The following is a 24,782-nucleotide window of genomic DNA, read 5'->3' as shown; positions in this document are numbered from 1 at the left end:
CCGCGTGGTGTTCCGCACGCCTTTGTACGGGACGTTCGGGGTGCCCCCGCAGCGGGGCGTCAGACCATCAGCGAGCGGTCCGTCGGGCGGATCGGGGCCGGCAGTTCGCTGACGCCGGTGAGGAACCGGTCGACGCCGCGGGCGGCCGAGCGGCCCTCCGCGATCGCCCACACGATGAGCGACTGGCCGCGGCCCGCGTCGCCGGCGACGTACACGCCCGGCACGTTGGTCGCGAAGTCGGCGTCGCGGGCGACGTTGCCGCGCTCGTCGAGCTCCAGGCCGAACTGCTCGACGAGACCGTTCTCGCGGTCCGTGCCCGTGAAGCCCATCGCCAGCGTCACCAGCTGGGCGGGGATCTTGCGCTCCGTGCCCGGCTTCTGGGTCAGCCTGCCCTCGACGAACTCGACCTCGGTGAGGTGCAGCCACTGGACGTTGCCGTCCTCGTCGCCCTCGAAGTGGGTGGTGGAGACGGAGTAGACCCGCTCGCCGCCCTCCTCGTGCGCGGAGGTGACCTTGTAGAGCATCGGGAAGGTCGGCCACGGCTGGGAGACCGCGTTCCGCTCCTCGCCCGGACGGGGCATGATCTCCAGCTGGGTGACGGAGGCCGCGCCCTGACGGTGGGCGGTGCCCACGCAGTCGGCGCCGGTGTCGCCGCCGCCGATGACGACGACGTGCTTGCCCTCGGCCGAGATCGGGGGCGCCACGAAGTCGCCCTCCTGCACCTTGTTGGCCAGCGGCAGGTACTCCATCGCCTGGTACACGCCCTTGAGCTCACGGCCGGGGACCGGCAGGTCGCGGGCGGTCGTGGCGCCGGCGGCGATGACGACGGCGTCGTAGCGCTTCTTGAGGTCGGTCGCCTTGAGGTCGCGGCCGATCTCGATGCCGGTGCGGAAGCGGGTGCCCTCCGCGCGCATCTGCTCGATACGGCGGTTGATGTGCCGCTTCTCCATCTTGAACTCGGGGATGCCGTACCGCAGGAGGCCTCCGATGCGGTCCGCGCGCTCGTAGACGGCGACGGTGTGACCGGCCCGCGTCAGCTGCTGGGCGGCGGCCAGGCCCGCCGGGCCCGAGCCGATGACCGCGACGGTCTTGCCGGACAGGCGCTCGGGGGCCTGCGGGGCGACGTCACCGGTCTCCCACGCCTTGTCGATGATCGAGACCTCGACGTTCTTGATGGTGACCGGCGGCTGGTTGATGCCGAGCACGCACGCCGACTCGCAGGGCGCCGGGCACAGCCGCCCGGTGAACTCCGGGAAGTTGTTCGTGGCGTGCAGCCGCTCCGACGCCGCCGACCAGTCCTCGCGGTAGGCGTAGTCGTTCCACTCGGGGATCAGGTTCCCCAGCGGACAGCCGTTGTGACAGAACGGGATGCCGCAGTCCATGCACCGGCTGGCCTGCTTGCCGATGATCGGCAGCAGCGAACCGGGGACGTAGACCTCGTTCCAGTCCTTCAGACGCACGTCGACGGGACGGGACTCGGCGACCTCGCGGCCGTGGTTCAAAAAGCCCTTCGGGTCAGCCATTGGTCGCCGCCTCCATCATCTTCTCGGTGATCTCGGACTCGGAGAGTCCCGCCTGCTCGGCGGCGTCCTTGGCGGCGAGCACTGCCTTGTAGGCACTGGGAATGATCTTGCTGAAGCGCTCCGCCGCGACGTCCCAGTCGGCCAGCAGCTTCTGGGCGACCGTGGAGCCGGTCTCCTCGGCGTGGCGGCGCACCACGTCGTGCAGCCACTGCTTGTCCGCGTCGTCCGGAGTCTCGACGGCGGCGAGGTTGCCGGCGTTGACGTTGTCGCGGTTCAGGTCGATCACGTAGGCAATGCCGCCGGACATGCCGGCCGCGAAGTTGCGGCCCGTCTCGCCGAGAACCACCGCGTGACCGCCGGTCATGTACTCGCAGCCGTGGTCGCCCACGCCCTCGGAGACGACCGTCGCGCCGGAGTTGCGCACGCAGAACCGCTCGCCGGTGCGGCCGCGCAGGAACAGCTCGCCGCCGGTCGCGCCGTAGGCGATGGTGTTGCCGGCGATCGTCGAGTACTCGGCGAGGTGGTCGGCGCCCCGGTCGGGACGGACGATCACCCGGCCGCCGGAGAGGCCCTTGCCGACGTAGTCGTTGGCGTCGCCCTCCAGGCGCAGCGTGACGCCGCGCGGGAGGAAGGCGCCGAAGGACTGGCCGGCGGAGCCGGTGAAGGTGATGTCGACGGTGTCCTCGGGCAGGCCCGCGCCGCCGAACCGCTTGGTCACCTCGTGGCCGAGCATGGTGCCGACCGTGCGGTTGATGTTGCGGATGGAGACCTGGGCGCGCACCGGCTGGGCGTCGGTCGCGGAGTCCGCGGCGAGCGCGTCGGCGGCCAGCTTGATGAGCTGGTTGTCGAGTGCCTTCTCCAGGCCGTGGTCCTGCGCGACGACCTGGTGCAGGGCGGCGCCCTCGGGCAGGGCGGGCACGTGGAACAGCGGGGCCAGGTTCAGGCCCTGTGCCTTCCAGTGCTCGACGGCGCGCTCGACGTCGAGGACCTCGGCGTGGCCGACGGCCTCCTCGATCGAGCGGAAGCCCAGCTCGGCCAGCAGCTCACGGACCTCTTCGGCGATGAACTTGAAGAAGTTGACGACGTACTCGGCCTTGCCGGCGAAGCGGTCGCGCAGCACCGGGTTCTGGGTGGCGATGCCGACGGGGCAGGTGTCCAGGTGGCAGACGCGCATCATGACGCAGCCGGAGACGACGAGCGGGGCGGTCGCGAAACCGAACTCCTCGGCGCCGAGCAGCGCGGCGATGATCACGTCACGGCCGGTCTTGAGCTGGCCGTCGGTCTGGACCACGATCCGGTCGCGCAGGCCGTTGAGCAGCAGGGTCTGCTGGGTCTCGGCGAGACCGAGCTCCCAGGGGCCGCCCGCGTGCTTGAGAGAGGTGAGCGGCGAGGCGCCGGTTCCGCCGTCGTGGCCCGAGATGAGGACCACGTCCGCGTGGGCCTTGGACACGCCCGCGGCGACCGTGCCGACGCCGACCTCCGAGACCAGCTTCACGTGGATCCGCGCCCGCGGATTCGCGTTCTTCAGGTCGTGGATCAGCTGGGCCAGGTCCTCGATGGAGTAGATGTCGTGGTGCGGCGGCGGGGAGATCAGGCCGACGCCCGGGGTCGAGTGGCGGGTCTTGGCGACCCACGGGTAGACCTTGTGGCCGGGCAGCTGGCCGCCCTCGCCGGGCTTGGCGCCCTGGGCCATCTTGATCTGGATGTCGTCCGCGTTGACCAGGTACTCGGAGGTCACGCCGAAGCGGCCGGAGGCGACCTGCTTGATGGCGGAGCGGCGCGCGGGGTCGTACAGGCGCTCCGGGTCCTCGCCGCCCTCACCGGTGTTGGACTTGCCGCCCAGCTGGTTCATGGCGATGGCGAGCGTCTCGTGCGCCTCCTGCGAGATGGAGCCGTACGACATGGCGCCGGTGGAGAAGCGCTTGACGATCTCGGAGACCGGCTCGACCTCGTCGACGGGGATCGACGGGCGGTCCGACTTGAGCCCGAAGAGGCCGCGCAGCGTCATGAGGCGCTCGGACTGCTCGTTCACGCGGTCCGTGTACTTCTTGAAGATGTCGTAGCGGGCCGTGCGGGTGGAGTGCTGGAGGCGGAAGACCGTCTCGGGGTCGAACAGGTGCGGCTCGCCCTCGCGGCGCCACTGGTACTCGCCGCCTATGTCCAGGGCGCGGTGCGCCGGGGCGATGCCGGAGGCGGGGTAGGCCTTGGCGTGCCGGGCGGCGACCTCCTTGGCGACGACGTCGATGCCGATGCCGCCGATCTTGGTGGCGGTGCCGCTGAAGTACCGGTCGACGAAGGCGTCGTCGAGACCGACGGCCTCGAAGACCTGGGCGCCGCGGTAGGAGGCGACGGTGGAGATGCCCATCTTGGACATGACCTTCAGGACGCCCTTGCCGAGCGCGTAGATCAGGTTGCGGATCGCCTGCTCGGGCTCCATGCCGTCGAGGAAGGTGCCCGCGCGCAGCAGATCCTCGACCGACTCCATGGCCAGGTACGGATTGACGGCGGCCGCGCCGAACCCGATGAGCAGGGCGACGTGGTGGACCTCGCGGACGTCGCCGGCCTCGACCAGCAGGCCCACCTGGGTGCGCTGCTTGGTGCGGATGAGGTGGTGGTGGACGGCCGAGGTGAGCAGCAGCGACGGGATCGGCGCGTGCTCGGCGTCCGAGTGGCGGTCGGACAGGACGATGAGCCGGGCGCCGTTGTCGATGGCCGCGTCGGCCTCGGCGCAGATCTCGTCGATCCGGGCGGCCAGCGCGTCGCCGCCGCCGTGCACCCGGTACAGGCCGGAGAGCGTGGTGGCCTTGAAGCCGGGCATGTCGCCGTCGGCGTTGATGTGGATGAGCTTGGCCAGCTCGTCGTTGTCGATCACCGGGAAGGGCAGGGTGACCGAGCGACAGGACGCGGCGGTGGGCTCCAGCAGGTTGCCCTCGGGGCCCAGGGAGGAGCGCAGCGAGGTGACGAGCTCCTCGCGGATGGCGTCCAGCGGCGGGTTGGTGACCTGCGCGAACAGCTGCGTGAAGTAGTCGAACAGCAGGCGCGGGCGGGCGGAGAGCGCGGCGATCGGCGAGTCCGTGCCCATGGAGCCGAGGGGCTCGCCGGCGGTCTTGGCCATCGGGGCGAGGATGATGCGCAGCTCTTCCTCGGTGTAGCCGAAGGTCTGCTGACGCCGGGTGACCGAGGCGTGGGTGTGCACGATGTGCTCGCGCTCGGGGAGGTCGATCAGCTCGATCTCGCCGGCTTCCAGCCATTCGGCGTAGGGGTTCTCGGCGGCGAGCTGCGCCTTGATCTCGTCGTCCTCGATGATGCGGTGCTCGGCGGTGTCGACGAGGAACATGCGGCCGGGCTGGAGGCGGCCCTTGCGGACGACCTTGGCCGGGTCGATGTCGAGGACGCCGACCTCGGAGCCGAGGACGACGAGGCCGTCGTCGGTGACCCAGTAGCGGCCGGGGCGCAGACCGTTGCGGTCGAGCACGGCGCCGACCTGGACGCCGTCGGTGAAGGTGACGCAGGCCGGGCCGTCCCAGGGCTCCATCATCGTGGAGTGGAACTGGTAGAAGGCGCGCCGGGCCGGGTCCATGGAGTCGTGGTTCTCCCACGCCTCCGGGATCATCATCAGCACGGAGTGCGGCAGTGAGCGGCCGCCGAGGTGGAGCAGTTCGAGCACCTCGTCGAAGGACGCCGAGTCGGAGGCGTCCGGGGTGCACACCGGGAAGATCCGCTCGATGGCCTTGTCGTCGGATCCGAACAGGTCCGAGACCAGCTGGGACTCGCGGGCGGTCATCCAGTTGCGGTTGCCCTTGACGGTGTTGATCTCGCCGTTGTGGGCGACGAAGCGGTACGGGTGCGCGAGCGGCCACGAGGGGAAGGTGTTCGTGGAGAAGCGCGAGTGGACGAGCGAGACGGCCGAGGCGAAGCGGCGGTCGGACAGGTCCGGGAAGAAGGGTTCCAGCTGGCCGGTGGTCAGCATGCCCTTGTAGACGATCGTCCGCGCGGAGAGCGACGGGAAGTACACGCCCGCCTCGCGCTCGGCGCGCTTGCGCAGCACGAACGCCTTGCGGTCGAGGTCGATGCCCTGCGAGCGGCCGTCGGTGACGAAGACCTGGCGGAAGGCGGGCATCGTGGAGCGGGCGGTGGCGCCGAGCAGCTCGGGGGCGACCGGCACCTCGCGCCAGCCGAGGACGGTGAGGCCCTCTTCGCCGGCGATCGTGTCGATCCGCGAGACGGTGTCCGCCATGCCGTCCTCGGGGAGGAAGGCGATGCCGACGGCGTAGTGGCCGGCCTCGGGGAGCTCGAATCCGGCGACCTCGCGGAAGAAGGCGTCCGGGACCTGGGTCAGGATGCCCGCGCCGTCGCCGGAGTCCGGCTCGGAGCCGGTGGCGCCGCGGTGTTCGAGGTTGCGCAGAACGGTGAGCGCCTGCTCGACCAGCGCATGGCTCGCCTCGCCGGTGAGGGTGGCCACGAAGCCGACGCCGCAGGCGTCGTGCTCGTTGCGGGGGTCATACATACCCTGCGCAGCAGGGCGAGCATCCATGAAGGACCAGTTCTGGCCATTCGCGGAATGCTGGGACGGCTGGCGCGGCGTACGCATCGGCTCTCCCGTCGTCGTCTCAAGTGGCATGTCTGCTGGCGAAGGGACGACGTTGGCCCTCTGCGTAACGCAAAATTTCGTGCAGGTTACATGATGGAGCGGTTCTCGGGAACCGGATACTCCGTTCCAGCATGCGGACGCCACGGGTCGACGGCGGGGTACCGCGGACGTGGCTGAAAAGTATGGGGGGACCGGACGGGAGGGATCGGTCGGATCATGGCCCGCCGGGCCGGAAGGGGCGGGGGGAGCGGCGTCACCCACCCCGCGAGTGCGCCGCAGGCGTCATTGCCCACAGCGCTTACGGCTCATGCCCGCTGGTTAAGCAGCCGAAACCAGTCAGTAACAACTACTTATGCGGCCCAACGCATAAGTACGATCCGATCTATCCTACGGCCGTTCCGAACAACGTGCCCAGGGCGTACGTCACACCGGCCGCCGCGCCGCCGAGGACGAGCTGCCGCAGCCCGCTGAACCACCAGGTCCGCGCGGTCACCCGGGCCACCACCGCGCCGCAGGCGAACAGCCCGGCGAGCGCGAGCAGCACGGCCGGCCACAGCGAAGCGGCCCCCAGCAGATAGGGCAGCACGGGCAGGAGGGCGCCCAGCGCGAAGGCCCCGAAGCTGGACACGGCCGCGATCAGCGGCGACGGCAGGTCGGAGGGGTCGATGCCCAGCTCCTCGCGGGCGTGTATCTCCAGCGCCTGCTCCGGGTCGCGCGAGAGCTGCTGCGCGACCTGCCGCGCCAGCTCGGGCTCGACGCCCCGCGACTCGTACAGCGCGGCGAGCTCGGCCTCCTCGTCCTGCGGGTGCTTCCTCAGCTCCCGCCGCTCCACGTCCAGCTCGGCCTCGACGAGTTCGCGCTGCGAGGCGACGGAGGTGTACTCGCCGGCGGCCATGGAGAACGCGCCGGCCGCCAGCCCCGCGAGACCGGTGATGACGATGGTCTGCTGACCGACGGATCCGCCGGCGACGCCCGTCATCAGGGCGAGGTTCGAGACCAGGCCGTCCATCGCGCCGAACACCGCGGGACGCAGCCAGCCCCCGTTGACGTCCCGGTGGGTGTGGTTGTCACGGTGCGCCTCGTGCAGCGACGCCTCGGTCTCGATGATGGCCACGAAGATCCCCCTGGGACGGAAAGGTAGCTAAGCCAAAGCTAACTTTGGACACGTTCTAAGTTCTGACAACACCAAAATACGCCTGCGGATTCCGGGTCGCCAGCAAGGAAAGGCTCGGCTAACCAGCGGCTTTACCCTCGAGTGCTCATTCGAGAGCAAGTGTGCACAGATGTCGACCGGGTGACATGAGTGGATTTCAGGCTCAGGTCAACCGCCGACGGTGGGACACATCCGCAGACGGCTCCGCGCCCGTGCGGACCCCCCCCGGAGGAGAGGCCGCCCATGCCGACGATCCGTGACCGAGCCCGCGGCGCCCTGCTCGGCCTCGCCGTGGGAGACGCTCTGGGCGCACCCGCGGAGAACCTGAAGCCCTCCGAGATCCGCGCCCGCTGGGGCCGCATCACGGGGTACGTCACCGACAGGCCGGCCGGCACCGACGACACCGAGTACGCGATCTTCTCCGGCCTGCTGCTGGCCCGCCACGGCTCGGCGCTCACCCCGGCCCACGTGGAATCGGCCTGGCACCAGTGGATCGCCGACCTCGACGAGGGCCCCTTCCGCGGCGCCGGCTTCAGCGAACGCGGCACCCTGGAGAACCTCCGCCGAGGCCTGGCGGCGCCGATCTCGGCCCAGCACCGGCACGCCTGGAGCGACGGCCTGGCGATGCGCGCGGCGCCCTTCGGCGTCTTCGCCGCGGGGCGCCCGGCCGAAGCGGCGCGGCTGGTCGCGATCGACGGGTCGGTGAGCCACGACGGCGAGGGCATCCACGGCGGTCAGGCGGTCGCCGCCGGGGTCGCGGCGGCCATGGCCGGAGCGCCGCCCGCCGCCGTGGTGGCCTCGGCCCTGGCGGTCGTCCCCGAGGACTCCTGGACGGCGCGCTCCCTGCGCCGGGCGGTGGCGGTGGCCCACCGGGGCGAACGGGCGGTCCGCTCCGCGGTCGTCATCGGCGGCTACCCGTGGACCGACCTCGCCCCCGAGGCGGTCGCCCTCGCCTTCGGCGCGTACGCGGCGGCCGACGGCGACTTCCGCGAGGCCGTCCTCACGGCCGTGAACATGGGCCGCGACGCGGACACCACGGCGGCGGTGGCCGGCGCCCTGGCCGGCGCGACGCGAGGAGTCGCGGCGATCCCGCCGGACTGGGCGGCGGCGATCGGCCCGGTCCGGGGAAGCTGCCTGCCCTCGATGGCGGGACATCACGTCCTGGACGTGGCGGAACTGCTGATGCCCGAGGAGGGCGGCAAGTGGGGCGAGGGAGTGGTCGTGGAGGACCTCGTGCCGAGCCTGATGGGCCTCGCCCGGCCGCCCGCCCCCGACCCGACCGCCTTCACCCTGGCGGCCACCGACGAGGGCGCGGAGGCGGGCGAATGACGACCGAGGCGGCAACCTTCCCCCCAGCCCCGGACAGGGCCACCCCCACCGCTGCCCAGGAGACCCCCGCACCGGGCGCCCTCGAGCAGGACGCCCCGCCGGCCCCCGGCGCGCCGCGCCCGCGGGGCGCGCGCCGCGTCGTCGGTCTGCTGCTCGGCCTCGCCGCGGGCGATGCCGCGGGCTGGCCCGCCGCCCGGCACCGCGCGGCCCGGATGCCCGAGTGGACCCGCCGTCTCACCCGCGAGCTCGACACCTTCGCCGAGCACAACGCGACGACCACCCTCCCCGTGCCCATCGCCCTGAACCAGCCTCCCGAGCCCCTGCGCCTGGGCCCCTCCGACGACGCCGAGTGGGCGGCGTTCGCGGCCGAGGCCATGCTGCGGGCCGGCGACGACGACGCCCTCGGCGACCTGAGCCGCGAACGCCGCACGCGCGCCGCGATCGACCTCGCCTGGAACGCGATCGCCTGCGAGGTGGCGGCGGCGGCCGAGCGCGCCCCCGAGGTCGAGTCCGCCGTGCTGCCGCTGCGCGCCCGCATCTCCGTCCGGGCCGGTCTGGGCAACCTCGCCGCCGGCCTGCGCCCCCCGGCCACCGGCCACGACAACCCCCACTACTTCGACGACGCGGCCTGCGTACGCGCCTGCGTCCTGGCCGTGGCCCACCCCGGCGACCCCCGGCTCGCCGCCGCACTGGCCGAGTTCGACGCCCGCTACACCCAGGACGGCGACGGTGTGCACGGTGCGCGCGCGATGGCGGCGGCCCTCGCGCTGGCCCTCGTCGGCGCGGACCCCGAGGAGTGCGTGGCGGCGGCGCTCGCCGAGCTCCCCGAGCACACCGAGATCGGCCGCAACGCCCGCCACGCGCTGCGGCTGGCCCGCGAGGCCGACGGCGCCTTCGCGCTCGTCCCCCTGCTGGAGCACCAGATCGTCGACCACGTCTACAGCTACGGCATCGCGGCGGCGGAGACGGTCCCCGTGGCGCTCGCCCTGGCGACGGCGTCCGGCGGCCGCATCTGCGAGGCGGTCCCGGCCGCGGCCTGTCTGTCCCGGGTCGCCGACTCGGCCCCGGCGCTGGCCGGCGCGCTGACCGGCGCGCTGGGCGGCGGCGACGCGATCCCCGCCACGTGGCGCGACAGCTGCCGCACCCTCTCCGGCTGTGCGCTCCCCCGTCTCACCGGCACCGACCTGGTGGAACTCGCCGAACTCCTGGAAGCCGCACAACCGGCCCCACCAGGAGGATGATTCGGGGCATGACGCCCAAAGCACCGGAAAGCAACGGCGCAACCCTGGAAGAACGCCTCACCGGCGCCCTCGTGGGGGCCGCCGTGGGAGACGCCCTCGGCGGCCCCGTCGAGGGCTACTCCCCCGAGCAGATCCTCCAGCGGCACGGCAGCCGGATCCACGGCGTCGTCGGCCCCTGGAACGGCGACGACTGGCGCACCGCCCGCCCCATCGCCCCGTACCACAAGGGCGACGGCCACGTCACCGACGACACCTTGATGACCCACGCCCTGATCAGGGTCTACGCCGCCGTACGCGACCACCTGGACGCCTACGCCGTCGCCGACCACCTGGTGCCGGACCTGATCACGACACCCCGCTGGATCCCGGAACTGGAGGCGGAGGCACTCCCCCTGCACCGCATCTTCCTCGCGGAGAAATGGCTGGTGGCCCGGCTTCACTACGGCCATGCCGACCCGCGCGAGGCCGGCGTCGGCAACATCGTCAACTGCGGCGCCGCGATGTACATGGCCCCCGTGGGACTGGTCAACGCGGCCGACCCGGCGCGCGCGTACGCCGAGGCGCTGGACGTCGCGGGCGCCCACCAGTCGTCGTACGGCCGTGAGGCGGCAGGGGTGTTCGCGGCGGCGGTGGCGGCGGCCTGCGCTCCGCGCGCGACGCCGGAGTCGGTGGTCGCCGGCTGTCTGTCGCTGGCCAAGGACGGCACGCGCGCGGCGATCGAGGCGGTCTGCGAAACGGCGGCCCGCCACACCGACTTCGAGTCCGCGCTCGTCCCGCTCCGCAAGGCGGTGGAGCCCTTCGACACGGTCGGCCCCGACTACCGCCGGCCCTCACTGGCCGCCCGCCGCCCCTCCCGGGTGCACGCGATCGAGGAACTCCCCGTCGCACTCGGCATGTTGCTGGTGGCCGGCGGCGACTACCGGCGGGCGGTGCTCGGCTCGGTGAACTACGGCCGCGACTGCGACTCCATCGCCACGATGGCGGGAGCCCTGGCCGGGGCGCTGGGCTCCCCCGTCCCCGACGACTGGTCCAAGCAGGTCTCCGAGGCCAGCAGGCTCGACCTCTGGCAGCCCGCGGCGACGCTCGTCGAGGTCGCCCGGGAGATCTTCGCCCGCGATGTGGACCGCCGCCGCGCCCACGAGCAGGCGTTCCACGCCCTGGGAGGCACGAGATGCTCCGACTGACCTGGGTCCAGCCGGAGGACCTCCTCGGCCACGAGCTGCGCCAGGCCGCCGAGGACGGCCGGGAGGCCCGGGCGATCGCCGCCCGCTGGAAGGCCGCGGGCGGCTGCGAGGCGCCGGCCCGCGCGGGCGCCTCACCGCAGCGCGCCTCCCGCTATCTGCGCCTCCTCGCCGAGGACCTCCTGGACGAACTGGCCGACCTGCCCAGCAGAACGGCGCAGGACGAACCGACGGAGCTGGAGAGGATCAGGGCCCTGTGCCCGCGCTGGCCGGGCCGGCCCGACGACGCCCGTCCCCCGGCCCCCCACCGGGCCCGGCCCCCGGCTGCCGCACCGGCCCGGCTGGAGGCGGCCTGGCTGGGCCGGGCCGTCGGCTGTCTCCTCGGCAAGCCGGTCGAGAAGCTCCCCCTGGACGCCGTCCGCGCCCTCGCCCGCTCCGCCGGGAACTGGCCCCTCGACGGGTACTTCACCGCCCGAGGAGTCCCCGGGCCCCTCCTCGACGCCCACCCCTGGAACCGCCGCTCGGCGAGCACCTCGCTCGCCGAGAACATCGACGGCATGCCCGAGGACGACGACCTCAACTACCCGCTGCTCAACCTGCTCCTGCTGCAACGCCACGGCACGAACTTCACCACCGCGGACGTCGCCCGGCTCTGGCTCGACGAACTCCCGCCCGGCCGCGCCTTCACCGCCGAACGCATCGCCCTGCGCAACCTGCTCTGCGGCGTCGAACCCCCGCACACCGCACGCCACCGCAACCCCTTCCGCGAATGGATCGGGGCCCTGATCCGCGCCGACGTCCACGGCTGGACCAACCCCGGCGACCCGGCCGCCGCCGCGGAACAGGCCCACCGCGACGCCTGTCTCACCCACACCGCCAACGGCGTCTACGCGGCGATGTTCACGGCGGCCGTCATCGCCGCGGCAGCGACCGGCGCCCAGGACGTCCACGCCTGTCTGCGCACCGGACTGACCGTCGTCCCCCCGCGCTCCCGTCTCTTCCGCGCCGTCGAGCACGCCGTCCGGCTCGCCGAAGAACACCCCGGCCGGGACGGGTTCGACACCGTCGTGGACGAACTCCACGCAGCTCACCGGGCGTACCACTGGGTCCACGCCGTCCCCAACACCGCCCTGGTCGCCGCCGCCCTCACCCACGCGGACGGCGACTTCACCCGCTCCGTGCGCGGCGCCGTGGCCGGCGGCCTGGACACCGATTCGGCGGGCGCGACAGCCGGCGGCGTCGCCGCCCTCCTCGCGGGCGACCCGGCCGCCCTCCCCGACCACTGGACGGCCCCCCTCAAGAACCGGCTGGCCACCTCCGTCGCCGACTTCAACGGCGTCGGCTTCGACGCCCTGGCCCACCTGACCTGGTCCCTCACCCACCGGGAGGCTTCCCGCCCATGACCGACACCGACGTGCTCGGCAGCACGAACACGGACCTCGTCGCCTACGCCGAGACACCCCCGCAGCGCGAAGAGACCCTGCCGGGAAGAGAGTTCGGCACCGTCCCCGGCGGCAAGGGCACCGACCGGGCGAGCGCCGCCGCCCCCCGCGTCAACCAGGCGATCCCCGCCGCCCACGCGGGCGGCGCGGTCTCGGTGACCGGCGCGGGCGACCCCTTCGCCGCCGCCCTCGCCGTGGTCCCCGGCGAGGGCCGCCCGGCGCGGGAGGCACTCACCGGGGCGGCCGCCCCGGCCGCGCTGTCGGCCCGACGCGCCGGCGCGTCCGCCTCGACGCCGTACCGCTGCGCGGTCCAGAGGCGGTACGCCTCATGACCGCGGCGACTCCTCCCCTGCACGGTGTGCGCGTCCTCGACCTGGCCACCCTCTTCGCCGGGCCCCTCGCCGCGACCATGCTCGGCGACTTCGGCGCGGAGGTCGTCAAGGTCGAGCACCCCGCCCAGCCCGACCCCTCCCGAGGCCACGGCCCCGCCAAGGACGGCGTGGGCCTGTGGTGGAAACTCCTCGGCCGCAACAAGCGCACCATCACCCTGAACCTGTCCAAGCCGGGCGGCCGCGCCACCCTGCTGCGGCTGGCCGCCACCGCCGACGTGATCATCGAGAACTTCCGTCCCGGCACCCTCGAGAAGTGGGACCTGGGCTGGGAGGAGCTGTCGGCGGCGAACCCCCGGCTGGTCCTCGCCCGGGTCACCGCCTTCGGCCAGTTCGGCCCCTACGCGCACCGCCCCGGCTTCGGCACCCTCGCCGAGGCCATGAGCGGATTCGCGGCCATCACGGGAGAGCCGGACGCCTCGCCCACCCTTCCGCCGTTCGGCCTCGCCGACTCGATCGCCGGCCTGGCCACCGCCTACGCCGTCATGACGGCCCTCGCCGCCCGCGACCGCACCGGCGAGGGCCAGGTCGTCGACATGGCGATCATCGAGCCCATCCTCACCGTCCTCGGCCCGCAGCCCCTCTGGTACGACCAGCTCGGCTACGTCCAGGCCCGCACCGGCAACCGGTCCGCGAACAACGCCCCCCGCAACACCTACCGCACCTCCGACGGAGGCTGGGTCGCCGTGTCGACCTCGGCGCAGTCCGTCGCGGAACGGGTGATGCGCCTGGTCGGGCGGCCCGATCTGATCGACGCGCCCTGGTTCGCGACGGGCGCCGGCCGGGCCGCGCACGCCGACGTCCTCGACGAGGCGGTCGGCGCCTGGATCGCCGCCCGCACCCGTACCGACGTCCTCGCCGCCTTCGAGAAGGCGGAGGCGGCCGTCGCCCCGGTCCAGGACGTCCGGGACGTGATGACCGACCCCCAGTACCAGGCTCTCGACACGATCACCGCCGTCGACGACCCGGAGCTGGGGAGCATCCGCATGCAGAACGTCCTCTTCCGCCTCTCGGCGACCCCCGGGGCGATCCGCTGGGCGGGCCGCCCGCACGGCGCCGACACGGAGACGGTCCTGACCGAGCTGGGCCTCACGCCGGCCGAGCTGACCGCCCTGCGCGCGGAGGGCGCCCTATGACGAAGCCCCCTCTGACCTGGCTCTATGTGCCGGGCGACCGCCCGCAGACCGTCAGCAAGGCGCTCGCCTGCGGCGCCGACGCCGTCATCGTCGACCTGGAGGACGCGGTCGCCCCGGACCGCAAGGAGTACGCCCGCGCCGCCACCGCCGAGCGCCTGCGCGAACCCCAGCCGGTCCCCGTCCACGTCCGGGTCAACGCCCTGGACACCCCGTTCGCCGCGGCGGACCTGCGCACGCTGGCCGCCCTGCCCGGCGTCCGCGGCCTGCGCCTGCCCAAGGTGACGTCCCCGCACCAGATCACCCGCGTGGCCCGGACCACACAGCGGGCCGAAGGCGGGGCCACCCCCCTCCACGCCCTCCTGGAGACGGCCCTCGGCGTCGAACACGCCTACGCCATCGCCTCCGCCCACCCCGCCCTGCGCGGCATCGCCCTCGGCGAGGCCGACCTCCGCGCCGACCTGGGCGTCCGTGCGGACGCCGGCCTCGACTGGTCCCGCTCCCGCGTGATCGTCGCCGCCCGCGCCGCCGGCCTGGCGCCGCCGCCCCAGTCGGTCCACCCCGACATCCGGGACCTGGACGGCCTCGCCGTCAGCTGCGCCCACGGCCGTACCCTCGGCTTCCTGGGCCGCGCCGCCATCCACCCCCGCCAGCTCCCGATCATCGAACGGGCCTATCTGCCCACCCAGCAGGAGCTGGAGGACGCCGAGACGATCGTGAAGGCGGCGGCCACCGAACAGGGCGCCCAGGCCCTCCCCGACGGCCGCTTCATCGACGCGGCCGTGGTGGCGGCCGCCCAGCGCACCCTGTCGCTGGCGGCCCGCGGCGACTGAACCCGCCCCCGCAGACGAGCGAGGGCGCCCGGCAGAACCCGGGCGCCCTCGTCGTCGTGCCGTCGGCCGTCAGCCCTTCTTGCCGGCCGACTCCGCTTCGTCCTTCTTCACGCCGCCCCCGGCGGCCTTGGCCCCGGCGGCCTTGGCCCCGGCGTCCTGCGCGCCCTCGCCCTCCGCGTCGGCCTCGGCCTTCGCGGCCGAGGACTCCGCGGCGGCGGACTCGTCCCCGGAGCCGCCGGTCTTCGCCGCGCTCTTCCCGGCACCCGTGTCCGCGGACTTCTCGGCGCTCTTCTCGGCGGTCTTCTCGGTGCTCTCCGCCCCGGCGTCGGCCTTCGGGTCGTCCTCGCCGTCGGCCGCGGTCCCGGCCGACGCGCCGGAGGCGTCCGCGCCCGGTTCGACGACCGCCTCGCGCCCGGGCCGCTTCTTCGCCGAGACGACGATGTACGTCACCGCGAGCAGGAAGACGACCAGCGCGGTCCAGTCGTTGAGCCGCAGACCCAGGATGTGGTGGGCGTCGTCGACCCGCATGTACTCGATCCACGCGCGGCCCACGCAGTACGCCGCGACGTACAGGGCGAACGCCCGGCCGTGGCCCAGCTTGAAGCGGCGGTCGGCCCAGATGACGAGAAGGGCGACGCCGATGCACCACAGCGACTCGTACAGGAACGTCGGGTGGTAGTAGCCCGGCACCCGGCCGTCCGCGGAGGACGTGATGTGCAGCGCCCAGGGGAGGTCGGTCTCCTTGCCGTACAGCTCCTGGTTGAACCAGTTGCCCCAGCGGCCGATCGCCTGCGCGAGGGCGATCCCGGGCGCGATGGCATCGGCGTACGCGGGCAGCGGGATGCCCCGGCGACGGCAGCCGATCCAGGCTCCCACCGCGCCCAGCGCGATCGCGCCCCAGATGCCGAGGCCGCCCTGCCAGACCTTGAAGGCGTCCACCCAGTCACGGCCCGCGCTGAAGTACAGCTCGTAGTCCGTGATCACGTGGTAGAGCCGGCCGCCGACCAGCCCGAAGGGCACCGCCCAGACGGAGATGTCGGCCACCGTCCCGACCCGCCCGCCCCGGGCGACCCAGCGCCGGTTGCCGAGCCAGACCGCGACGAAGACGCCGATGATGATGCAGAACGCGTAGCCGCGCAGTGGTACGGGGCCGAGGTACAGCACCCCGTGCGACGGGCTGGGAATGTAGGCAAGTTCCATGGCAGGGTCGACGCTACCGTGCCGGGCCGGGCCGACGGCGGGCAGCCCGGCTACGGCTCCATAACGGGCGGGTGTGAAATGGCCTTACTCCTTTCGTCACCCCTGGTCGGCCGACTCCACCATCTGCTTCAGCTTCGCCGGTGTCATCGACTGGTCCTGGTAGATGTTCTTGCCGTTGAGCAACACGGTCGGGGTGCCGCCGAAGTGGCCGTTCTGGAAGGCCTGGTTGGACTTCACGACCCAGCTGTCGTGCGTGCCGTCCTGGACGCAGGTGCGGAAGGCGGGCGTGTCGAGCCCGTCGACCTTGCCCGCGAGCTCGATCAGCCTGCTGTTCTGGGCGTAGGCGTCCTTCGTCTCCTCCGGCTGGTTCTCGTACAGCACGTCGTGGTACGCGGAGAACTTCCCGGCGTCCTGGGCGCAGGCCGCCGCGTTGGCCGCCCGGCGGGAGCCGCTGCCGCCCATGTTCCCGTCGATGAGGGTGGCCAGGTGGTACTCGACCTTGAGCTTTCCGGCGTCCGTCAGCTCGTGGACCGTGGGACGGTACGCCGTCTCGAAACCCTTGCAGGCCGGACAGCGGAAGTCCTCCCAGACCGTGAGCGTGGACTTGGAGCCCTCCTTGCCGACGGGGATCGCCAGCGCGTCCTGGCCCAGGGCCCCGGAGGGAGCCACGACCGGGCCCGCCTTCTTCGCGCTGTCGTCCTTGCCGGAGTTCGCGGCGACGACGCCGATCACCGCCGCCAGGCCGAGCACACAGACCACGCTCGCCCCGACGATCAGTGTGCGCCGCCGCCGCTCGGCGGCCTTCTGCTTCTCGCGCTCCGCCGCCAGCCGTTCGCGGGCGTTGCGCTTTCCGTCACGATTCTTCTCGCTCACACCCCCAGAACGAACCGGGGAGGCGCAATGCGCCTCCCCGACCCCAGGTCCACCCGTTCGGGTGACCGGACTTCTTCTCACGCCTGGCGGCGCACGCCCTTCGCCAGCTCGCCCGCGAGCGCGCGGACCGCCTCGACCCCGGCCGCGTCGTCCGGCGCGTCCAGCATCCGCTTGACGAAGGCCGATCCGACGATCACGCCGTCGGCGAAGCCGGCGACCTCGGCGGCCTGCCGGGCGTCGGAGACGCCGAGGCCGACGCAGACCGGCAGGCCGGCGCCGGTGGCCCGGGTCCGCTCCACGAGCTCGTGGGCCTGCGCGCCCACCGACTCACGGGTGCCGGTGACGCCCATCAGCGAGGCCGCGTAGACGAAGCCGCTGCCCGCCTCGGTGATCCGCGCCAGGCGCGCGTCCTGGCTGCTCGGCGCCACGACGAAGACCGTCGCGAGACCGTGCTTGTCGGCGTGCTCCCTCCACAGCGCGGACTCCTGCACCGGCAGGTCGGGCAGGATGCAGCCCGCGCCGCCCGCCTCGGCCAGCTCGGCGGTGAACCGCTCCACGCCGTAGCGGTCGATGGGGTTCCAGTACGTCATGACCAGGATCGGCTTGCCGGTGGCCTCGAACGCCTCCCGGACCGTGCGCATGACGTCCGCGATGCGCACCCCGCCGCGCAGGGCGATGTCGTCGGCGGTCTGGATGACCGGGCCGTCGAGGACGGGGTCGCTGTGCGGCAGACCGACCTCGACCACGTCCGCGCCGCCGTCCAGGGCGGCCTTGATCGCCTCGATGCCCCCGTCCACGGTCGGGAAACCGGCCGGGAGGTAGGCGATGAGCGCGGCGCGGTCCTCGGCCTTCGCGGCGGCGAGGGTGTCCGACAGCAGGTGGATGTTCCCGCTCACTTGGCGTCCCCCTCGATCTCGGCGGTGTCGGCCGCGTCGGCGGCGACCTCGGCGTCGGTGTCGTACAGGCCGAAGTAACGGGCGGCCGTGTCCATGTCCTTGTCGCCGCGGCCGGACAGGTTGACGACGATCAGCCCGTCCTGGCCCAGCTCCCTGCCGACCTCCAGGGCGCCGGCGAGGGCGTGCGCGCTCTCGATGGCCGGGATGATGCCCTCGGTGCGTGACAGCAGACGCAGCGCCTGCATGGCCGCGTCGTCGGTGACCGCGCGGTACTCGCCGCGGCCGGTGTCCTTCAGGTACGAGTGCTCGGGGCCGATGCCCGGGTAGTCCAGGCCCGCCGAGATGGAGTAGGGCTCGGTGATCTGGCCCTCGTCGTCCTGCAGGACGTAGGAGCGCGAGCCGTGCAGGATGCCGGGCTCGCCCGCGGTGAGGGTCGCCGCGTGCTCACCGGTCTCGATGCCGTGACCGGCCGGCTCGCAGCCGATCAGCCGGACGCCGGCGTCCGGGATGAACGCGTGGAACAGACCGATGGCGTTGGAGCCGCCGCCGACGCAGGCGACGGCCGCGTCGGGCAGCCGGCCGGCGCGCTCCAGGATCTGGCGGCGGGCCTCGACGCCGATGACCCGGTGGAAGTCGCGGACCATCGCGGGGAAGGGGTGCGGCCCGGCGACCGTGCCGAACAGGTAGTGCGTGCGGTCGACGTTGGCGACCCAGTCGCGGAACGCCTCGTTGATGGCGTCCTTCAGCGTGCGGCTGCCGGACTTCACGGCCACGACCTCGGCGCCCAGCATGCGCATGCGCGCCACGTTGAGGGCCTGGCGCTCGGTGTCGATCTCGCCCATGTAGATGGTGCACTCGAGTCCGAAGAGCGCGCAGGCGGTGGCCGTGGCGACGCCGTGCTGGCCCGCGCCGGTCTCGGCGATGACGCGGGTCTTGCCCATGCGCCGCGTGAGCAGCGCCTGGCCGAGCACGTTGTTGATCTTGTGGGAGCCGGTGTGGTTGAGGTCCTCGCGCTTGAGGAACACCCGGGCGCCGCCGGCGTGCTCGGCGAACCTCGGCACCTCGGTGAGGGAGCTGGGGCGGCCGGTGTAGTGGACGAGCAGGTCGTCGAGCTCGCGGGCGAACTCGGGGTCGTGCTTGGCCTTGTCGTACTCGACGGCGACCTCGTCCACGGCGGCGACGAGGGCCTCCGGGATGAACTTGCCGCCGAACGCGCCGAAGTAGCCCTCGGCGGTGGGCACCTGACCCTCGGGATCGGGAATGAAGAACTCGCTGGGCATGCGGAAACCTCACGGTGAGTTTGTGAAGAACACTGATCGCCGTGGGGGCGGTGGGTCGTCCTACGGCCTCAGGCCGGGTGCGGCCGGCCGGTCGTGTGCGGCCGGGCGGGCTCACGCGGCGGAGCCGCATGGCCGGACGCTGTCCCGCGCCCCCGGTCAGGCCATCGCATGCCGTTGACCTGTCCGGGTTCGTCACCGATGACGTAGCGCACCCGGCGACCGTGCACCCTGCGCGCAGGCGCGCGGCAACCGCGAGGACGGCAGCCGCGCGCGAGGCGGGCGTAGCGGTCCACGGTGGTCACGGTGACAGTCATCGGCGTCTACCCTACCGGCCCGGTCAGCCGCGGCCGTGGCGCAGAGCGGGGTGTTCGCCCGCCGCCACCAGGTCGGCGACCGCGGTCTTGGGGTCGCGGCCGGTCACCAGGGACTCTCCGACCAGGACCGCGTCGGCGCCGGCGTTGGCGTACGCGATGAGGTCGTGCGGGCCCCGCACCCCGGACTCGGCGATCTTGACGATGTTCGCCGGGATCTCGGGTGCCACCCGCTCGAAGGTGCCCCGGTCGACCTCCAGGGTCTTGAGGTTGCGCGCGTTGACGCCGATCACCTTGGCGCCCGCGTCGACCGCGCGGTCCACCTCGTCCTCGTCGTGGACCTCGACGAGCGGGGTGAGGCCGATGGACACGGCACGCTCGATCAGCGACTCCAGAGCCGACTGCTCCAGGGCGGCGACGATCAGCAGGGCGAGGTCGGCGCCGTAGGCGCGGGCCTCCCACAGCTGGTAGGAGGTGACGATGAAGTCCTTGCGCAGCACGGGGATGTCGACCCGCGCGCGGACCGCCTCGAGGTCGGCGAGCGAGCCGCCGAAGCGGCGCTGTTCGGTGAGGACGGAGATGACGGCGGCGCCGCCCGCCTCGTAGTCGGCGGCCAGGCCGGCCGGGTCGGCGATCGCGGCCAGGGCGCCCTTGGACGGGCTGGAGCGCTTGACCTCGCAGATCACCTTGACGCCGTCGCCCCGGAGCGCGGCCACCCCGTCCTTGGCGGCGGGGGCCTTCGCCGCGCGCTCCTTGAGCTCGTCGAGGCTGACGCGCGCCTGCCGCTCCGCGAGGTCGGCACGGACTCCGTCGATGATCTCGTCGAGCACACTCACGCGAGCGGCCCCCTTCCGGATGCCTGAGAGACGGTGGACAGTTCCAGCGACCAGTGGAGAAAAAGGTGGTCACTGCGATGGTATCCGGAGGAAGGCGCAGGCCTCGCATCCGGTCGACGGCGGTCCCCGGCCCGACCTCGGACCAGCTTCGCCCGGCTCGGGCGGAAGGGGCCTCCGTACTGCACGTTCATCCGTTGATCAAGGATGCAGCCAGCCACCGAAGGGCAGGTTCCGGACGACGGTGAAGGCCAGCAGTGAAGCGCCCAGTGCCCACAGCTGCACCGAGCCGAGGTCGACGCGCACGGGCCGTCCGCGTGCCGCGCGGACCACCCATGCGGTCCACACCACCGCGAATCCCAGATACGCGACGACGGCCATCGCGTTGTCCTGGAGGGCGGCCTGGAAGTGGCCGTGCGCGAAGGCGTGCGCGCTGCGCAGACCGCCGCAGCCGGGGCAGTACAGACCGGTGACGCGCAGCAGGGGGCAGGCCGGGTAGTGGCCGGGCTCGCCCGGGTCCACGGCTCCCACGTACGCGAAGGCCGCGACGACGGCCGCGAGGATCCCTGCGGGCACGGCGAGCCTGCCCGCGGCGGTCGGCGTCACGCGCCGGCTGTCGGCGTTCACGCCTCGCATTGTGCCCCGGCGGGGCGCCGGGCGCGCGTGAGGGGCGGCCGGTCGGGCACCGGCCGCCCCTCACGAGGTTCTGCGGGACTCAGCCCTCGACGCCGGCGGGCTTGGCGGTCGCCGCGGGCGCCGAGACCTGGTGCACGGGGTGCGCCGCCTTCGGCTGGCCCAGACCCGCGGCGCGCATGGCCGCGCCGACGACGCCGCCGAGGGCCACGATCACCATGCCGGCCCAGAAGCCGATCGGCTCGGCCATCACCATGAACACGCCCGCGACGGTGAAACCGATGAAGGCGATGGTGACACCGGTCCAGGCGGCCGGGGTGTGTCCGTGGCTGCTGCCCGCCATGACTTGCTCCTCATTGCTGTCTCTGTGTCCGTTCGAGCCGGACGCTCGTCGTCCATTGTCCCGTACGCGCGGGCGCGCCGGACGAGGGGGTCGCGATCCCGTCGAGTCTGATTCACCACATCGGCGACCGGGGACGGTCACCTGGTCAGGCCGGGTCCATCCCGGTCGGGTCCTCGCCCCGGTCCAGGGCCTTCCACATCTCCTCGGGCCGCTCGGGGTCGGCGGGCCTCGCCGCGCGCCGGGGGCGCGGGGAGCCGTCGCGTTCGTAGCGGCCGGACATGGCGGGCCAGCGGCGGCCGTAGCGCAGGGCGAGCAGGCCGGCGAGGAGGATCAGGGCGCCGCCCACGGCGGCGGCGTAGGGCCATGCGGTGTGGCTGAACGAGGCGACGGCGGACGAGGTGTCGCCGGTGGCCTTGGCGGCCTGCTCGTCGAGCGCGGAGCTGTCGCCGGCGCCGAGCAGGGCGGCGGCCATGATCCCGGCGCCGGAGAGCGCGAGGAGGGCGGAGACGGCGAGCCGGCCGGCCCTGCGGACCGCGAAGACGGCGACGAGCGCGGCCAGGCCCACTATGGCGAGCGCCGCGGGCACGCCCGTGACGTCGCTGCCCCGGGCGGTCAGGGAGAAGGGGCCGCCGGCGACCGTCGCCGTGCCCTCGGACCAGCGCTGGCGGGTGGCCAGCAAGGTCAGGGCCGAGCCCAGCGCGCCGCTCAGCAGGGCGACGGCGAGGCTTCGGCGGCTCGACCGGGCGGCGGCGGTCTCGGAACGGGGGGGAGGAACAGCAGCAGTCACGTACCCCACTATCGCCTGAACCCCGGGCGAACCGGCACCCGGGGTTCACGTGAGACGCGTCCTATCTCCGCCGGACCGCCCCGCCAAGCGCCCGGTCAGCCGAGCCGGTTGGCGGTGTGGACGGCGCGCAGGACGGCCGCCGCCTTGTTGCGGCACTCCTGGTCCTCGGCGACCGGGTCGGAGTCGGCGACGATGCCCGCCCCGGCCTGGACGTAGGCGGTGCCGTCGCGCAGCAGGGCGGTGCGGATGGCGATGGCGGTGTCGGAGTCGCCCGCGAAGTCCAGGTAGCCGACGCAGCCGCCGTACAGGCCGCGCCGGGAGGGCTCCAGTTCGTCGATGATCTGCAGGGCGCGCGGCTTGGGCGCGCCGGAGAGGGTGCCGGCCGGGAAGCAGGCGGTGAGGACGTCGAAGGCGGTGCGGCCCGGGGCGACCTTGCCGGTGACGGTGGAGACGATGTGCATCACGTGCGAGTACCGCTCGACGGACATGAAGTCGACGACCTCGACCGAGCCCGGCTCGCAGACCCGGCCCAGGTCGTTGCGGCCGAGGTCGACGAGCATGAGGTGCTCGGCGCGCTCCTTGGGGTCGGCGAGCAGTTCGTCGGCGAGGGCCTGGTCCTCCTGCGGGGTGGCCCCGCGGTGCCGGGTGCCGGCGATGGGGTGGACCATGGCGTGTCCGTCCTCGACCTTGACCAGGGCCTCCGGGGAGGAGCCCACGACGTCGAAGCCGTCGAAGCGGAACAGGTACATGTACGGCGAGGGGTTCGTCGCCCGCAGGACCCGGTAGACGTCCAGCGCGCTCGCCGTGCACGGCGTCTCGAAGCGCTGGGAGGGGACGACCTGGAAGGCCTCGCCCGCACGGATGCGCTCCTTGATGTCCTCGACGGCCGCCCGGAAGTCGGCGCCGCCCCACAGGGCGGTGTACTCGGGGAGTTCGGAGGGCGGCAGCACGGCCGGGGGCTGGGCGACCGGGCGGGAGAGGTCGGCCTCCATGGCGTCGAGACGGGCCACGGCGTCGGCGTAGGCCTCGTCGACGCCGGTGTCGAGGTCGTTGTGGTTGATCGCGTTGGCGATCAGCAGGACGGAGCCCTCCCAGTGGTCCATGACGGCGAGATCGCTGGTCAGGAGCATGGTCAGCTCGGGGAGCCGCAGGTCGTCGCGTTCGCCGGGGCCGACCTTCTCCAGACGGCGCACGATGTCGTAGCCGAGGTAGCCGACCATGCCGCCGGTGAAGGGCGGCATGCCCTCCTGGTGCGGGGTGTGGAGGGTCTCGACGGTGGCGCGCAGCGCGGCGAGCGGGTCGCCGTCGACGGGGACGCCGACGGGCGGGGTGCCGAGCCAGTGGGTGCGGCCCTCGCGCGTGGTGAGCGTGGCGGCGCTGCGGACGCCCACGAAGGAGTACCGGGACCATCGAAACGCCGTACGGCCGTTCTCCGCGGACTCCAGGAGGAAGGTGCCGGGGCGTTCGGCGGCGAGCTTGCGGTAGAGCGCGACCGGGGTGTCGCCGTCGGCGAGGAGCTTGCGGGTGACCGGAATGACGCGGCGGTCGGAGGCCAGCTTGCGGAACGTCTCGAGGTCCATGGCGGCTGACCTTACTGATCCGAGGCGGGGAGGCCGGAATCGGTGGCCGCGGGGGCGTCGGCGACGTCGTCCGTGAGGAGCACGTCGGCGTCGAAGCAGGTGCGGGCGCCGGTGTGGCAGGCGGCGCCGACCTGGTCGACCTTGACGAGCACGGTGTCCGCGTCGCAGTCGAGGGCGACGGACCTGACCCGCTGGAAGTGGCCGGAGGTGTCGCCCTTGACCCAGTACTCGCGGCGGCTGCGCGACCAGTACGTGCAGCGGCCGGTGGTGAGCGTGCGGTGCAGCGCCTCGTCGTCCATCCAGCCGAGCATGAGCACCTCACCGGTGTCGTACTGCTGGGCGATGGCGGGGACGAGTCCGTCCGCGCTGCGCTTGAGGCGCGCGGCGATCTCGGGGGCGAGGCGGCTGCCCGTGCGGCGGGCGGGCGGGGGTGCGCTGGTCATGGTGCCATTGTGCCGCGCGCCACTGACAGTGACGGCGCGGTGTCCAGTGGGTGGGCGGCGGACGGGCGGCGGTGGCGCGGTCCCGACGGGTGGGCGCGGCCGCTGCGTCGCCGTAGGCTGGCCGCATGTCGACTTTCGCCAAGCGTGAACGGCTTCTGCTCGCCGACCTCTTGGAGACGGCGGGCCCCGAGGCGCCGACTCTCTGCGAGGGCTGGCTGACCCGGGACCTGGCGGCGCACGTGGTGGTGCGCGAGCGCCGTCCGGACGCCGCCGGGGGCCTTGTGATCAAACAGCTCGCGTCCCGGCTGGACAGGACGATGGAGGAGTTCGCCGCCAAGCCGTACGAGGAGCTCCTGCAGCTGATCCGCACCGGCCCGCCGCGGTTCTCGCCGTTCCAGCTCAAGCAACTGGACGAGGCGTCGAACACGATCGAGTTCTACGTCCACACCGAGGACGTCCGCCGCGCCCGGCCCGACTGGACGCCGCGCGCCGTCGACCCGGTGTTCCAGGACGCCCTGTGGTCCCGGCTGGAGCGCACGGCCCGGCTGATGGGCCGCAGCGCCCCGACGGGGCTGGTGCTGCGCCGCCCGGACGGCCGCACGGCGGTCGCCAACCGGGGCACCCCGGTGGTGACGGCGACCGGGGAGCCGTCGGAGCTGCTGCTGCTCCTGTACGGCCGGCAGAGCGCCGCCGTGGTGGAGCTGGACGGCGAGAAGGAGGCGATCGACCGGCTGCACGGCGGCAAGCAGCTCGGCATCTGATCCCTCCGGTGCGGCACCGGGGTCGGC

Annotated in this window: 22 protein-coding genes; 8 read left to right on the top strand and 14 right to left on the bottom strand. The window is 73.1% G+C overall.

Annotation, left to right across the window (positions count from 1 at the left end; genetic code table 11):
* Positions 1–59 precede the first annotated feature (59 nt).
* From Sri02f_RS05605 to Sri02f_RS05595, 3 genes are all read right to left on the bottom strand, one after another.
* Positions 60–1,523: a glutamate synthase subunit beta gene (locus Sri02f_RS05605; RefSeq protein WP_108999954.1), complete on the bottom strand. Its 1,464-nt coding sequence runs from the start codon at positions 1,521–1,523 to the stop codon at positions 60–62.
* Positions 1,516–6,114 carry a glutamate synthase large subunit gene (gene gltB, locus Sri02f_RS05600; protein WP_108999953.1) on the bottom strand — a complete coding sequence of 1,533 codons (4,599 nt, stop codon included), beginning with the start codon at positions 6,112–6,114 and terminating at the stop codon, positions 1,516–1,518. Before gltB ends, Sri02f_RS05605 begins: the two co-directional genes overlap by 8 nt.
* 382 nt (positions 6,115–6,496) lie before the next feature.
* Positions 6,497–7,228 (bottom strand): VIT1/CCC1 transporter family protein, encoded by a 732-nt coding sequence (locus Sri02f_RS05595; protein ID WP_108999952.1) that lies wholly within the window; start codon positions 7,226–7,228, stop codon positions 6,497–6,499.
* A gap of 282 nt (positions 7,229–7,510) precedes the next feature.
* On the opposite strand from Sri02f_RS05595, the gene Sri02f_RS05590 reads away from it, so the two are divergent.
* The 7 genes from Sri02f_RS05590 to Sri02f_RS05560 are packed head-to-tail and all read left to right on the top strand — an operon-like array spanning position 7,511 to position 14,815.
* Positions 7,511–8,596, top strand: coding sequence for an ADP-ribosylglycohydrolase family protein (locus Sri02f_RS05590; RefSeq protein ID WP_245970457.1), 1,086 nt, complete (start codon positions 7,511–7,513; stop codon positions 8,594–8,596).
* Complete coding sequence (locus Sri02f_RS05585) at positions 8,593–9,837, top strand: ADP-ribosylglycohydrolase family protein (RefSeq protein ID WP_245970455.1); 1,245 nt, start codon at positions 8,593–8,595, stop codon at positions 9,835–9,837. Before Sri02f_RS05590 ends, Sri02f_RS05585 begins: the two co-directional genes overlap by 4 nt.
* Positions 9,838–9,845: 8 nt before the next feature.
* On the top strand, positions 9,846–11,021 hold the full coding sequence (locus Sri02f_RS05580) for an ADP-ribosylglycohydrolase family protein (RefSeq protein ID WP_108999951.1): 1,176 nt from the start codon (positions 9,846–9,848) through the stop codon (positions 11,019–11,021).
* Entirely contained in the window at positions 11,009–12,421 is a 1,413-nt protein-coding gene (locus Sri02f_RS05575; RefSeq protein WP_108999950.1) for an ADP-ribosylglycohydrolase family protein, read from the top strand. Before Sri02f_RS05580 ends, Sri02f_RS05575 begins: the two co-directional genes overlap by 13 nt.
* Complete coding sequence (locus Sri02f_RS41665; protein ID WP_167467492.1) at positions 12,418–12,792, top strand: carbohydrate kinase family protein; 375 nt, start codon at positions 12,418–12,420, stop codon at positions 12,790–12,792. The genes Sri02f_RS05575 and Sri02f_RS41665 overlap by 4 nt, the downstream gene beginning before the upstream one ends.
* Complete coding sequence (locus Sri02f_RS05565; protein ID WP_108999949.1) at positions 12,789–13,985, top strand: CaiB/BaiF CoA transferase family protein; 1,197 nt, start codon at positions 12,789–12,791, stop codon at positions 13,983–13,985. The genes Sri02f_RS41665 and Sri02f_RS05565 overlap by 4 nt, the downstream gene beginning before the upstream one ends.
* Entirely contained in the window at positions 13,982–14,815 is an 834-nt protein-coding gene (locus tag Sri02f_RS05560; protein ID WP_108999948.1) for an HpcH/HpaI aldolase/citrate lyase family protein, read from the top strand. Before Sri02f_RS05565 ends, Sri02f_RS05560 begins: the two co-directional genes overlap by 4 nt.
* A gap of 69 nt (positions 14,816–14,884) precedes the next feature.
* Here the strand turns inward: Sri02f_RS05560 and lgt are convergent, their stop codons facing one another.
* The 11 genes from lgt to hisI all read right to left on the bottom strand — a co-directional run bounded on the left by lgt (position 14,885) and on the right by hisI (position 23,994).
* Positions 14,885–16,015 (bottom strand): prolipoprotein diacylglyceryl transferase, encoded by a 1,131-nt coding sequence (gene lgt, locus Sri02f_RS05555; RefSeq protein ID WP_245970454.1) that lies wholly within the window; start codon positions 16,013–16,015, stop codon positions 14,885–14,887.
* A gap of 96 nt (positions 16,016–16,111) precedes the next feature.
* Positions 16,112–16,888, bottom strand: a complete 777-nt coding sequence (locus tag Sri02f_RS05550; RefSeq protein ID WP_108999947.1) for a thioredoxin domain-containing protein — start codon at positions 16,886–16,888, stop codon at positions 16,112–16,114.
* A 77-nt stretch (positions 16,889–16,965) separates the two neighbouring features.
* Entirely contained in the window at positions 16,966–17,784 is an 819-nt protein-coding gene (gene trpA / locus Sri02f_RS05545) for a tryptophan synthase subunit alpha (RefSeq protein ID WP_108999946.1), read from the bottom strand.
* A complete protein-coding gene (gene trpB, locus Sri02f_RS05540) occupies positions 17,781–19,064 on the bottom strand; it encodes a tryptophan synthase subunit beta (protein ID WP_108999945.1) in 1,284 nt (427 codons plus the stop codon). Before trpB ends, trpA begins: the two co-directional genes overlap by 4 nt.
* A 68-nt stretch (positions 19,065–19,132) precedes the next feature.
* Positions 19,133–19,378: a tryptophan biosynthesis modulator TrpM gene (gene trpM / locus Sri02f_RS44005; RefSeq protein WP_373865071.1), complete on the bottom strand. Its 246-nt coding sequence runs from the start codon at positions 19,376–19,378 to the stop codon at positions 19,133–19,135.
* 23 nt (positions 19,379–19,401) lie between these two features.
* On the bottom strand, positions 19,402–20,211 hold the full coding sequence (gene trpC, locus Sri02f_RS05530; protein WP_108999944.1) for an indole-3-glycerol phosphate synthase TrpC: 810 nt from the start codon (positions 20,209–20,211) through the stop codon (positions 19,402–19,404).
* A 198-nt stretch (positions 20,212–20,409) separates the two neighbouring features.
* On the bottom strand, positions 20,410–20,844 hold the full coding sequence (locus Sri02f_RS05525) for a DUF2752 domain-containing protein (protein WP_108999943.1): 435 nt from the start codon (positions 20,842–20,844) through the stop codon (positions 20,410–20,412).
* 79 nt (positions 20,845–20,923) lie between these two features.
* The gene (locus Sri02f_RS05520; protein WP_108999942.1) at positions 20,924–21,184 is read right to left on the bottom strand and encodes an HGxxPAAW family protein; all 261 of its coding nucleotides are present in this window, start codon (positions 21,182–21,184) and stop codon (positions 20,924–20,926) included.
* Positions 21,185–21,329: 145 nt separating this feature from the next.
* Positions 21,330–21,980 (bottom strand): TIGR02234 family membrane protein, encoded by a 651-nt coding sequence (locus tag Sri02f_RS05515; RefSeq protein WP_108999941.1) that lies wholly within the window; start codon positions 21,978–21,980, stop codon positions 21,330–21,332.
* 86 nt (positions 21,981–22,066) lie between these two features.
* On the bottom strand, positions 22,067–23,551 hold the full coding sequence (locus tag Sri02f_RS05510; protein WP_108999940.1) for an anthranilate synthase component I: 1,485 nt from the start codon (positions 23,549–23,551) through the stop codon (positions 22,067–22,069).
* Positions 23,552–23,562: 11 nt separating this feature from the next.
* Positions 23,563–23,994 carry a phosphoribosyl-AMP cyclohydrolase gene (gene hisI, locus Sri02f_RS05505; protein WP_108999939.1) on the bottom strand — a complete coding sequence of 144 codons (432 nt, stop codon included), beginning with the start codon at positions 23,992–23,994 and terminating at the stop codon, positions 23,563–23,565.
* A 125-nt stretch (positions 23,995–24,119) separates the two neighbouring features.
* Between hisI and Sri02f_RS05500 the strand changes: the two genes are divergently transcribed.
* Positions 24,120–24,755, top strand: a complete 636-nt coding sequence (locus Sri02f_RS05500; RefSeq protein ID WP_108999938.1) for a TIGR03085 family metal-binding protein — start codon at positions 24,120–24,122, stop codon at positions 24,753–24,755.
* Positions 24,756–24,782 lie beyond the last annotated feature (27 nt).

Origin of the sequence: Streptomyces rishiriensis, from assembly GCF_003112535.1 — a bacterium.
GTDB classification, from domain to species: domain Bacteria; phylum Actinomycetota; class Actinomycetes; order Streptomycetales; family Streptomycetaceae; genus Streptomyces; species Streptomyces rishiriensis.
This window is presented reverse-complemented; position numbering and strand designations above follow the sequence as displayed.

Coding starts and splice junctions, on each gene's coding strand:
- Sri02f_RS05590 (WP_245970457.1), top strand. CDS start 7,511: ATGCCGACGATCCGTGACCGAGCCCGCGGCGCCCTGCTCGGCCTCGCC.
- Sri02f_RS41665 (WP_167467492.1), top strand. CDS start 12,418: ATGACCGACACCGACGTGCTCGGCAGCACGAACACGGACCTCGTCGCC.
- lgt (WP_245970454.1), bottom strand. CDS start 16,015: ATGGAACTTGCCTACATTCCCAGCCCGTCGCACGGGGTGCTGTACCTC.
- Sri02f_RS05525 (WP_108999943.1), bottom strand. CDS start 20,844: ATGCGAGGCGTGAACGCCGACAGCCGGCGCGTGACGCCGACCGCCGCG.
- Sri02f_RS05510 (WP_108999940.1), bottom strand. CDS start 23,551: ATGGACCTCGAGACGTTCCGCAAGCTGGCCTCCGACCGCCGCGTCATT.
- Sri02f_RS05605 (WP_108999954.1), bottom strand. CDS start 1,523: ATGGCTGACCCGAAGGGCTTTTTGAACCACGGCCGCGAGGTCGCCGAG.
- Sri02f_RS05560 (WP_108999948.1), top strand. CDS start 13,982: ATGACGAAGCCCCCTCTGACCTGGCTCTATGTGCCGGGCGACCGCCCG.
- Sri02f_RS05575 (WP_108999950.1), top strand. CDS start 11,009: ATGCTCCGACTGACCTGGGTCCAGCCGGAGGACCTCCTCGGCCACGAG.
- trpB (WP_108999945.1), bottom strand. CDS start 19,064: ATGCCCAGCGAGTTCTTCATTCCCGATCCCGAGGGTCAGGTGCCCACC.
- hisI (WP_108999939.1), bottom strand. CDS start 23,994: ATGACCAGCGCACCCCCGCCCGCCCGCCGCACGGGCAGCCGCCTCGCC.
- Sri02f_RS05580 (WP_108999951.1), top strand. CDS start 9,846: ATGACGCCCAAAGCACCGGAAAGCAACGGCGCAACCCTGGAAGAACGC.
- Sri02f_RS05500 (WP_108999938.1), top strand. CDS start 24,120: ATGTCGACTTTCGCCAAGCGTGAACGGCTTCTGCTCGCCGACCTCTTG.
- Sri02f_RS05585 (WP_245970455.1), top strand. CDS start 8,593: ATGACGACCGAGGCGGCAACCTTCCCCCCAGCCCCGGACAGGGCCACC.
- Sri02f_RS05520 (WP_108999942.1), bottom strand. CDS start 21,184: ATGGCGGGCAGCAGCCACGGACACACCCCGGCCGCCTGGACCGGTGTC.
- gltB (WP_108999953.1), bottom strand. CDS start 6,114: ATGCGTACGCCGCGCCAGCCGTCCCAGCATTCCGCGAATGGCCAGAAC.
- trpM (WP_373865071.1), bottom strand. CDS start 19,378: ATGACTGTCACCGTGACCACCGTGGACCGCTACGCCCGCCTCGCGCGC.
- Sri02f_RS05565 (WP_108999949.1), top strand. CDS start 12,789: ATGACCGCGGCGACTCCTCCCCTGCACGGTGTGCGCGTCCTCGACCTG.